Source organism: Prosthecobacter sp., from assembly GCF_014879935.1.
Classification (GTDB): domain Bacteria; phylum Verrucomicrobiota; class Verrucomicrobiia; order Verrucomicrobiales; family Verrucomicrobiaceae; genus Prosthecobacter.
Genome location: NZ_JACSRD010000265.1, coordinates 1 through 9,476, shown reverse-complemented (window position 1 = coordinate 9,476; position 9,476 = coordinate 1). Strand labels below are relative to the sequence as shown.

Here is a 9,476-nt window from a genome sequence, read left to right as displayed (position 1 = left end):
GCTGGCCTATCGCGACGGCCGCCTGGCGGAATGCAATGACGTGATGGCCCGGATGTACGGCCTGAAGGACGCCGGTGAGATGATTGGCAAAAAACTCGACTTCATGCTGCCGCCGGAGGATCCGCAGGCACGCGAGTTCATCGCCTCCATCATCCGCGCCGGTTATCGCGTCGTGGATGCCGAGTCCGCGGAGCGTGATGCGGCGGGAAACGTGGTGCATTTCTCCAACAGCATGACCGGCGTGGTGGAGGACGGCCGGCTGCGGCGGGTGTGGGGCACCCAGCGCGATATTTCCGCACGCAAACGGGCCGAGGAGGCGCTGCGGGAGAGCGAGGAGCGCCATCGCCTGCTGTTTGACCGCAGTCCGCTGCCCACCTTCGTGGTGGACGCGGAATCGCTGCGCTTCCTGGCCGCCAATGACGCCGTGCTGGAGCTTTACGGCTACTCCTGGGAGGAATTCGCGAAACTCACGCTGCTGGACATCCGTCCGGCGGAGGATGTGGCGGAAGCGCGGGACCTCATCGCCAGCATGCCGGCCAGCGGTGATGTGGTGGCACTGCGGAAGCAGCGTGGCCTGCCTGAGGCGCACCGCCACCGGCGCAAGGACGGCACCGTGTTGTTTGTGGAGCCGCGTGTGCTGGAGCTCACCTTCAACGGCCGACGGGCGTGGCTGGCCACGGTGTCAGACATCACCCGCAAACGGCAGGCGGACGAGCATGTGAAGTGGCTCGCCGATTTCCCGGGACAGAATCCCAATCCGGTGATCGAGGTGGACCTGGCCGAACGCCGTGTCTTTTACGCGAACCGCTACTGTGTGCGCCGTTTTCCAGATCTCGAATCGCTGGGGCTGGACCATCCTTTCCTCCAGGGCATCGAAGAAGCCGCGCGGCCGCTGCTGGAAGGCCGGGTGGAGGCGATGGGCCGGGAGGTGTTCGCCGATGGAAGCTGGTTCATCCAGTCGCTGTGCCACCTGCCGGGCACGCAGCATGTGCGCATGTATTGCGTGAACATCTCCGCCTTGAAGGATGCCGAGAAGCAGTTGCGCGAGAACGAGGAGCGCCTGCTGCTGGCCCGTGACGAGGCGGAGCAGGCCTCCCGGGCGAAGGATCGCTTCCTCGCCGTGCTCAGCCATGAACTGCGGACGCCGCTGACGCCGGTGCTCATGGCCCTGGGCGCCCTGGAGCACGATCAGGGGATCAGCGAGGGGGTGCGCGAGGATCTGGCGATGATGAAGCGCAACATCGAGCTGGAAACGAAGCTCATCGACGACCTGCTCGACATCAGCCGCATCACCAGCGGCAAGTTGAAGCTGGAGATCGAGCCCGTCGATCTGAACGAGGTCGTGCGGCATGCCTGCGAGATCTGCCGGCCCCAGCTCCATGAATGCGGGGTGCGGCTGGAGGCGGAGCTGGATCCGTCCGCAGGCGTCGTGTCCGGTGATCCAGCACGACTGCAGCAGGTGCTGTGGAACGTGCTCAAAAACGCGATCAAGTTCAGTTCGCAGCCCGGACTGATCCGCATCACCACACGGCAGGTGGATGGCACGCATGCCGAGGTGCGTGTGCAGGACAACGGCGTGGGCATTCCACCGGAGCGGCTGCCGCACATCTTCAATGCCTTCGAGCAGGGCGGATCGAAGGTGACGCGAAAATTCGGCGGATTGGGGCTCGGACTCGCCATCAGCAAGGCGTTGGTCGAACTGCATCACGGCACGATCCGCGCGGAAAGCGGCGGGAAAGGGCAGGGGGCCACCTTCATCATCGAACTGCCCGGCAAAGTGCTGACCTCCACCGCCCGCATCCGCCTCACGGCACCACCGGCCGGGCAGCGCATGCCGAAGCTCCGCCTCCTGGTGGTGGAGGATCACGCGGACACCCTGCGCACGCTCACCCGGCTGCTCACAAGCATGGGCTGCACCGTGCTGACGGCCGGCAGCGTGGCGAGTGCGGTGGAACTGGCCGCCCGCGAGTCCTTTGACATGGTGCTGAGTGATCTCGGCCTGCCGGACGGCGATGGACGCGAGGTGATGCGCCGCGTGCGTGCCCGCCGCAACGTGCCGGGCATCGCCATGAGCGGCTACGGCACGGATGAGGACGTGCAACGCAGCCGCGAGGCCGGATTCTGCGAGCATCTGACGAAACCCGTCGAGTTCAGCACCTTGAAGCAGGTCATTCTCCGCCTCTCCAGCGATCTGGCGGACCGGTCTTGAGGGGAGAAGGCCAGGATCGAATCGCATGGATCAAGGTCTCAGGCGCTGCCCCATGCGGGAATCCGCTGCAAACAGACCCATCTGAAGCGGCGGGCCATTTCGATGTCTTCACAACGTGCCCGTCACTAGACCGCGGCACGCACTCATCGGATGAATGCCGCTGCCATCACCATCACCTGGGCCGGATTGCTGAAGCGCACCGCGGATGCCTGGATCTCGGACAAGGCGCTGCGCCTCAGTGCCGCGCTGGCCTACTACGCTGTCTTTTCCATCGCCCCCCTGCTGGTCATCGCCATCGCCGTGGCGGGGCTCGTGTTCGGAGAAAAGGCGGTCACCGGCCAGTTGCAGTCGGAACTGCGCACCTACATCGGGGCGCCGGCCGCCGCGGCGGTGCAGTCGATGGTGCAAAGCGCCGCGCGGCCGGGGGAGGGCGTGACGGCCACGATCACCGGCTTTGCCGTGCTGCTGCTGGGCGCGTCCGGTGTGTTCGGGGCGCTGAAGGACGCGCTGAACACGATCTGGGAGGTGAAACCGCGGGAGGACTTCGATCTGCGTGCCTTCGCACGCGGGAAGATCCTGAAATTCGGCATGGTGCTGGTCATTGGCTTCCTGCTGCTGGTGTCGCTGCTGCTGAGCACCGCCGTCGCCACGCTGAACCACCGGCTGGAAAATGTGATCGAGCTGCCGCCGCTGGTCTGGACGGTGGCGACCTTCATCGTGTCGATGGCGGTGGCCACCACGCTCTTCGCCTGGATCTTCAAGGTGCTGCCGGATGTGCACACGGACTGGCGTGATGTCTGGATCGGCGCGGTGATCACGGCGCTGCTCTTTGAGATCGGCAAGACGGCGCTGAGCTGGTATCTCGGCCGCGAGAGCACGGTGAACGCCTACGGCGCGGCAGGCTCCATCGTTCTGCTGCTGCTGTGGGTCTATTATGCCTCGTGCATCCTGCTGTTCGGCGCAGAATTCACGCAGGTCTATGCGCGGGCACGCGGGCGCATCATCGGCCCTGCGGGCAATGCGCAATGGGTGGGCGCGGACGAGCGCCTCAACGAGGGCCTGGATCAACACGGCCACACCGGCAAGGCACAGCCGCCGCCGCAGGAGGAAACGTCCGCCGGCACGCAGCGCGACACGTCCTCTCCGCTGATGGCGCCGCTGCTGCGCTATTTCGAAGGACGCGGCGTCCTGCTCACCCTCGAGGCGAAGGAGGCCTTCCGGCAGATCATCGGCATGGTCGTGCTGCTGGTGGTCGCGTGCACCGTATTGTTGGCCGGCTGGCTGCTGCTGGCGAACGCGCTGGTCGGCTGGCTGGCGCATTACACCGGCTGGGCCTGGGTGAAGGCCTCCGTGATCACCGGCGGCCTGCATGTGCTCCTCGCGCTGCTCGTGGCGCTGTGGCTGTGGCGGCGCATCGCCGTGGCACGCTGGTTTGGCGACACCCTCAACGAATTCAGAAAGGACCGCGCATGGCTACACGGCCACAAGAAGCACTGAGCAGCCGGGAGGCCGCCTTGGAACTGCTGGAACGCAGCCGCATGGAGATCAGCGCGGAGGCCGGCTGGCTGCGCGCGCACGCCACACCGAAGGCGGCGCTCCAACACATCGTGGCGCATCATCCCTGGGTGTTGCTCGCAGGGGCGTTTGCCATCGGCCTGATCCCAACCCTGCTGCTGATGCGCCGCCAGCGTGAGAAACAGCACCCGCACCACCCGAAACCGGAGCCAGCACCGGCTCAGACGCTGAAAAGCGCCATCGGTGGCATGATCGCCGGGCAGATCGGTCGTGCGCTCGTCCCGCTCGTGGTCACGCCCTTCGTCGAAAAGGTGCTGAAACAGCATCTTGGACACGACCACGACACTCCGCACGGCTCGTGAGGTCAGTCTGGCCGTCACTTCGCATTTGCGATCAGTTCCAGCGGCGATTCCGCCGGTCCGGCGATGACCGCGCCCGACGCGGCGAAGCGTGATCCATGGCAGGGGCAGTCCCACGTGCGGTCCGCCGCGTTCCACGTGACCACGCAGCCCATGTGCGGGCAGACCGCGCTCAGCAGCGTCAGTTGGCCCTCCGCATCCTTCGACGCGGCGACTTTCTGTCCGTGCAGCCGCAGCACCGCGCCCTCATCGGCCGCGAGGCTGGCAGGATCGCGGCTTTCGCCCATGAACACGCTCTTCGCCAGATAGTAGGGGTAGTCCTTGTTCTCCTTCACATAGCTCCAGCTTCCGGACAGCTCCTTGCGCTCGACACGGAAGAGCTCCGTCCACGGATTGGTGATGCCCTGCACGTGATCGAGGAACATCATCGCCGCCAGCGTGCCGTAGGTGATGCCCGTGCCGGAGAATCCGGTGGCGATGAACTGCCCCGCGTGCTCGCCGATGTAAGGCAGGCCGTCCACCGTCTCAATCACCTGGCCGGACCAGCGATGCGTCACACGCGCGGCGGGGAACAGCGCATGAAGACGCGCGCTCAATGCCGTGTAGCAGGCCTCCGTGTCGGTGCTCTGGCCCGTTTTGTGATCCTCACCGCCGATGATGACCTTCACCCCGTCGTCGGTGGCATCGCTCCGAAGATAAAGATACGGATCACTCGTGTCCCACCACAGCGCCTCCGGCACACGCCCCTCGATGTCAGCCTGGAGCGCGTAGGTGGAGTAGCCGGCCCGCTTCGTCTGCAGCAGCGCCGCGCTGACCGTGCCGGCGCCGCCTTGCAACGGCACATGCGTGGCGATCAGCACACGATGGTAGGAGATGCGGCGGCCGTTGCACTGCACGCTGCGTTCATCGCCGTTGAACTCCGCCGCCTCGCTGTCCTCGTGAATGTGGCAGCCGTGCGCCACCGCCGCCGCGGCGAGCTGGGTGACATACCTCGTCGGGTGAAATTTCATCAGATTGGCGAAGCGTGCCGCAGGCCGCCCGGTGACCGGACAGCCCACGACGTAGGAGGCATCGAATCCCATCTCGTTCGCCAGCGCCACGTCGCGTTGCAGACGCTCCAGCTCGGCCTCGCCCGCATCGGCGGCGGCATACAGGTAGCCCGGCACGTGACGCAGCCCGCAATCGATCTTTTCCGCGCACACGTGGTGCCGGATCTCCTCCGCCGCCGCGAAGCAGGCATCCCACACCGCCTCCGCATGATTGCGGCCGAAGCTTTTCACCAGGTCGCTCAAACGCAGGTCCGTGGGATAGCTGATGTGGGCCGTGGTGTGGCCCGTCTCGCCGCTGCACAGCCGGTTTTTCTCCAGCAAAACCACCGAGCGCCCCGTTTTCGCCACCAGATAGGCCGCTGTCACCCCGGTGATGCCACCGCCGATGATCAGCACGTCGGCATACATGTCTTTCGACACGGGCGGAAACGATGGGGGATGGGGCAGTTCCCAGGCGGAGGCTTGTTTCATGATGACACGGTCCTTCCTGGATTATCGCCCCCGCCGTCAAAGCGAGCCGTGCCGATGTGGCTGCCACAACGATTTCGAAAACAGACATCCAGATCCCCGGCGCGTGCGAATCCATCAACGGGCATCGAAAGCAGGCTCGGACCAGCGATGGAATGAATCCTGCCGGAAGTGCCACCAGTCCTGATCGAGACTCACGGCCCCGGTCAGGACTCTTTGTTTGCCTGCGTTCGCAAAAACCTGCCGCGCAGGCATGAAAAAGCCGGCACGCGTCTGGCGACACATGCCGGCTGGAGGCAGGGAGGGCGCGATCAGGCGCAGTTGCACCCTTCGGAGTCGCATTGCTCCTTCAGGTAGCGCTCGATGTTCTCCTGTGATTCGCCCGTGCGCTTCTGGATGCGGCCGACGAGTTCGTCGGACTTGCCTTCCAGGTTCGCGAGGTCGTCGTCAGTCAGGTCCGCCCACTTTTGTTTGAGCTTGCCCTTGAGGATGTTCCAGTTGCCTTTGGCTTCGGTAGCATTCATGCCGGATTCAGGTTGGGGATTGTTGATGTGGTTTTCTTGCCACCATCGGGCGGCATCGGGGATCGTGCGCTGCGCCCGTTCTGGCCGTCAGGGGAATCCCGGCTTTCTCCTCCTGCCCCCAAACGGCCGCACGGCAGCAGGATCGCCACGCCGTCATTCAGACGACCGGTCATCAGGGCGAATGACGAATGACGAAGGGCCAAGGGCGGAGGGCGGCGGCTGTAGCTCGGCTCGCTGAGCCGAGGGTTCGGAGGTGCCGTAGGCTGGCTCGCCAGAGCCGGGGGAGTCGGATGATAATGAGACTTTGAGACTGGGAGAAGAGGAGACTGTGAGACCCGGCGGCAGCGGCTGTAGCCCGGCTCGTTGAGCCGAGGGCCTGGCGGTGCCGTAGGCTGGCTCGCCAGAGCCGGGGAGTCGGATGACAATGAGACTTTGAGACTGGGAGAAGAGGAGACTGTGAGACCCGGCGGCGGCTGTAGCTCGGCTCGTTGAGCCGAGGGTTCGGAGGTGTCGTAGGCTGGCTCGCCAGAGCCGGGGGCGGAAGACCATGAGACTTTGAGACTTTGAGACTGGGAGACGATGAGACTTTGAGACCGGCGGTGGCTGTAGCTCGGCTCGCTGAGCCGAGGACTCGCCTGTAGCTCGGCTCGTTGAGCCGTGGGCTCCGGCTGTAGCTCGGCTCGCTGAGCCGACTCTGGGACGGGGGCGTGTTCGCCTGCAGCACGGCTCGCTGAGCCGAGTCTGGGGCGGCGTAGGCTGGCTCGCCAGAGCCAGACAGCCGGGCGGATTCCCTCACATCACCCTCAACGGCCGACGCCTGCGGCACCTGAGGGAGACGGAGGGGCCTGTTCCACGCCTGGACGGTCAACCTAGGAAAACAGGGTCGGTTTGGGGGTTCTCCGGATGAGCCCGATAATGGTCCGGGTGAGCAAAGACAGGAGCCTTTCCGTCGGTGGGACGCCCCGTCACCGTTCGCTGTTGCGGCGTCACCGTAAGCTGTTGCCGCGTCTCCGTTCGCTGTTGCCGCGTCACCGTACACTGTTGTCGCGTCACCGTACGCTGTTGCCGCATCATCGTTCCCTGTTGCGCCGTCACCGTACGCTGTTGCCGCGTCACCGTACGCTGTTGCCGCGTCACCGTACGCTGTTGCGGCGTCATCGTTCCCTGTTGCGGCGTCATCGTTCCCTGTTGCGGCATCACCGTACGCTGTTGCCGCGTCAGCGTTCCCTGTTGCGCCGTCACGAGTTCGCGGCGCGCCGTCAGGAGTTCGCGACGCGCCGTCACGAGTTCGCGGCGCGCCGTCACGAGTTCGCGGCGCGCCGTCATGAGTTCGCGACGCGCCATCAGGAGTTCGTGACGCGCCGTCAGGAGTTCGTGGCGCGCCGTCAGGAGTTCGTGACGCGCCATCAGGAGTTCGCGCCGCGCCGTCAGGAGTTCGCGACGCGCCGTCAGGAGTTCGCGACGCGCCGTCAGGAGTTCGCGACGCGCCGTCAGGAGTTCGCGATACGCCGTCAGGAGTTCGCGACGCGCCGTCAGGAATTCACGACGCGCCGTCAGGAGTTCGCGACGCGCCGTCAGGAGTTCGCGACGCGCCATCAGGAGTTCGTGACGCGCCGTCAGGAACTCGTGACGCGCCGTCAGGAATTCGCGATACGACACCGGGAATTCGCGGACCGCCGTCCGGAGTTCGCGACGGGCGGCCGGGAAAGGCCGTCAGGACGGTCCAGGGCCTCGCCGCAGGCGGCGAAGGCCCCCCTTGGCTCCCTCCATTCAGCCAAGATCACCGTTCTCCGAGCGTTTTCCTCCCACCAGCTTCACCTCCCCCCCATCCATTCCTCCATCAATCCTTCTTCGCTCGGAGAGCTTCGAAGGACAGGTCCATCCATCCTTCTTCGCTGAAGCTCCGAAGGACGGGTCCAGCGGACGAGGGCGTCCGCGCTCCCTCCGCCCTCCGCCCTTCGCCCTCCGCCGACCTCGATGACAAGGCCGCCATCCCGCCACCCTCATCGTCCACAGCCACGACGACAAGAGCCACGTCGTCGGCAGCCAGATCTACCACGCCGCGCTGCTGGAGGCCAAAATCGCGCACGAATTCCTGCTCTACCCCACCGGCGGCCACGGCTACGGCCTCCACTGCGACCGCGACGCCAAAGCCTGGCCTGAACACACGCTGGCGTGGTTGGCGAAGGTGGGGATTCGCTGATCCGCCCCGAATCGGGGTAGGGAAATACTGTGTGGCGTTCGAGACATGGTTTCGCATCCGCTATCTCGCACTGACCACCAAGGATCCGGCATCCAGCAAAGCTGTTCTTGCTATCCGAACGCTTCTTCGCTTGGATAGGAAGTAATTCGCATGGCACCCAATGCATCTAGCAACCCCACCGATTCCGGGGTGGCCATTCAAGGCAACAGAGGTCTCGACGCTTTCATCCTGTACCATGAGAAGGAAAAGAATGTAGAGGTGATAACGGCAGACTTGGAATTAAGGGGGATTACGACCTACTTTTGGCGCCGCGACATCGCTGTTGGGGAGCCGTGGCAAGACGTGGAATCACAAAAGCTGCGCGATTCGCGTGTGGTTTTGGTCTTCCTAGGGGCAGCGGGGTGGGGACCAAATCATCTGCGCATTGCGCTAGAAGCGCAGTCCCTTCAAAAACGGCTGTTGCCAGTTTTGTTGGGAACTCCTCCGGACTCAGCTCTTGACGATGCGGGAGGCATATTCCGCTCGCGACGCTACTTGGATTTTCGCGAGATGACGCATGAGGAAGGCATCGAGTCTTTGGTGAAGGCAATCAGACAATCGGAGTCATCTTTTGAGGTCCGATCCAATGGATTGAATCGCGTGATGCCCAATCGGACGGCCGAACATGAAGGCACGCTGACTGAGGTTCGTATTGAATTGGTCTCGATTCTTCATTCGCGGCAAGAAACTTTGGCAGGCGGAGCAGCGCGCCGAACTCGCGAGGATTCTGGAGAACAATTTTTCTGGCGTGGTGCGGATTTAAATCTGAGACGTGGCGCAGACGATGACGAATCATGCTTGAATGTAGCTGCCTACGCTGAGGTGTTGGCCCGCCTTTTTCGTTTGAATGATCCCGGGGAGTTCTCGCTCGCCATATTTGGACACTGGGGGCGAGGTAAGACATTCTTAATGGAGCGGGCTAAATTGGCACTCAACGACAAGGCTCTTCTTGATAAGCTGGGGCGGGAGGAACTCGATGAAAAGGCACGTGGCGGCAAGGGGGAGCGAATTGTTCACGGTCCCATCGAAACGGTATTATTCGGCGCTTCGCTGTTTTGGGTGGGTAGCGGAGTCTCTCAGACAGCCATTCCAACCCCCATGGACTCCCGA

The 9,476-nt window shown here is 64.1% G+C and carries 7 protein-coding genes; 4 read left to right on the top strand and 3 right to left on the bottom strand.

What is annotated here, in order from left to right:
• The 3 genes from IAE77_RS29375 to IAE77_RS29365 all read left to right on the top strand — a co-directional run.
• Positions 1 to 2,209, top strand: a 2,209-nt coding sequence (locus IAE77_RS29375; RefSeq protein ID WP_294234986.1) for an ATP-binding protein, incomplete at its 5' end; no start/stop codon positions are given.
• Between the two features lie 150 nt (positions 2,210 to 2,359).
• Positions 2,360 to 3,706 (top strand): YhjD/YihY/BrkB family envelope integrity protein, encoded by a 1,347-nt coding sequence (locus IAE77_RS29370; RefSeq protein ID WP_294234984.1) that lies wholly within the window; start codon positions 2,360 to 2,362, stop codon positions 3,704 to 3,706.
• Complete coding sequence (locus IAE77_RS29365) at positions 3,679 to 4,086, top strand: hypothetical protein (protein WP_294234982.1); 408 nt, start codon at positions 3,679 to 3,681, stop codon at positions 4,084 to 4,086. Before IAE77_RS29370 ends, IAE77_RS29365 begins: the two co-directional genes overlap by 28 nt.
• Positions 4,087 to 4,100: 14 nt before the next feature.
• Here the strand turns inward: IAE77_RS29365 and IAE77_RS29360 are convergent, their stop codons facing one another.
• From IAE77_RS29360 to IAE77_RS29350, 3 genes are all read right to left on the bottom strand, one after another.
• Positions 4,101 to 5,603: an FAD-dependent oxidoreductase gene (locus IAE77_RS29360; RefSeq protein ID WP_294234981.1), complete on the bottom strand. Its 1,503-nt coding sequence runs from the start codon at positions 5,601 to 5,603 to the stop codon at positions 4,101 to 4,103.
• 308 nt (positions 5,604 to 5,911) lie between these two features.
• Positions 5,912 to 6,124 (bottom strand): CsbD family protein, encoded by a 213-nt coding sequence (locus IAE77_RS29355; protein WP_294234979.1) that lies wholly within the window; start codon positions 6,122 to 6,124, stop codon positions 5,912 to 5,914.
• 864 nt (positions 6,125 to 6,988) lie between these two features.
• Positions 6,989 to 7,783 carry a hypothetical protein gene (locus IAE77_RS29350; protein ID WP_294234977.1) on the bottom strand — a complete coding sequence of 265 codons (795 nt, stop codon included), beginning with the start codon at positions 7,781 to 7,783 and terminating at the stop codon, positions 6,989 to 6,991.
• 694 nt (positions 7,784 to 8,477) lie between these two features.
• Here IAE77_RS29350 and IAE77_RS29345 point away from each other — a divergent pair.
• A partial coding sequence (locus IAE77_RS29345) for a TIR domain-containing protein (RefSeq protein ID WP_294234976.1) occupies positions 8,478 to 9,476 on the top strand: 999 nt, incomplete at its 3' end.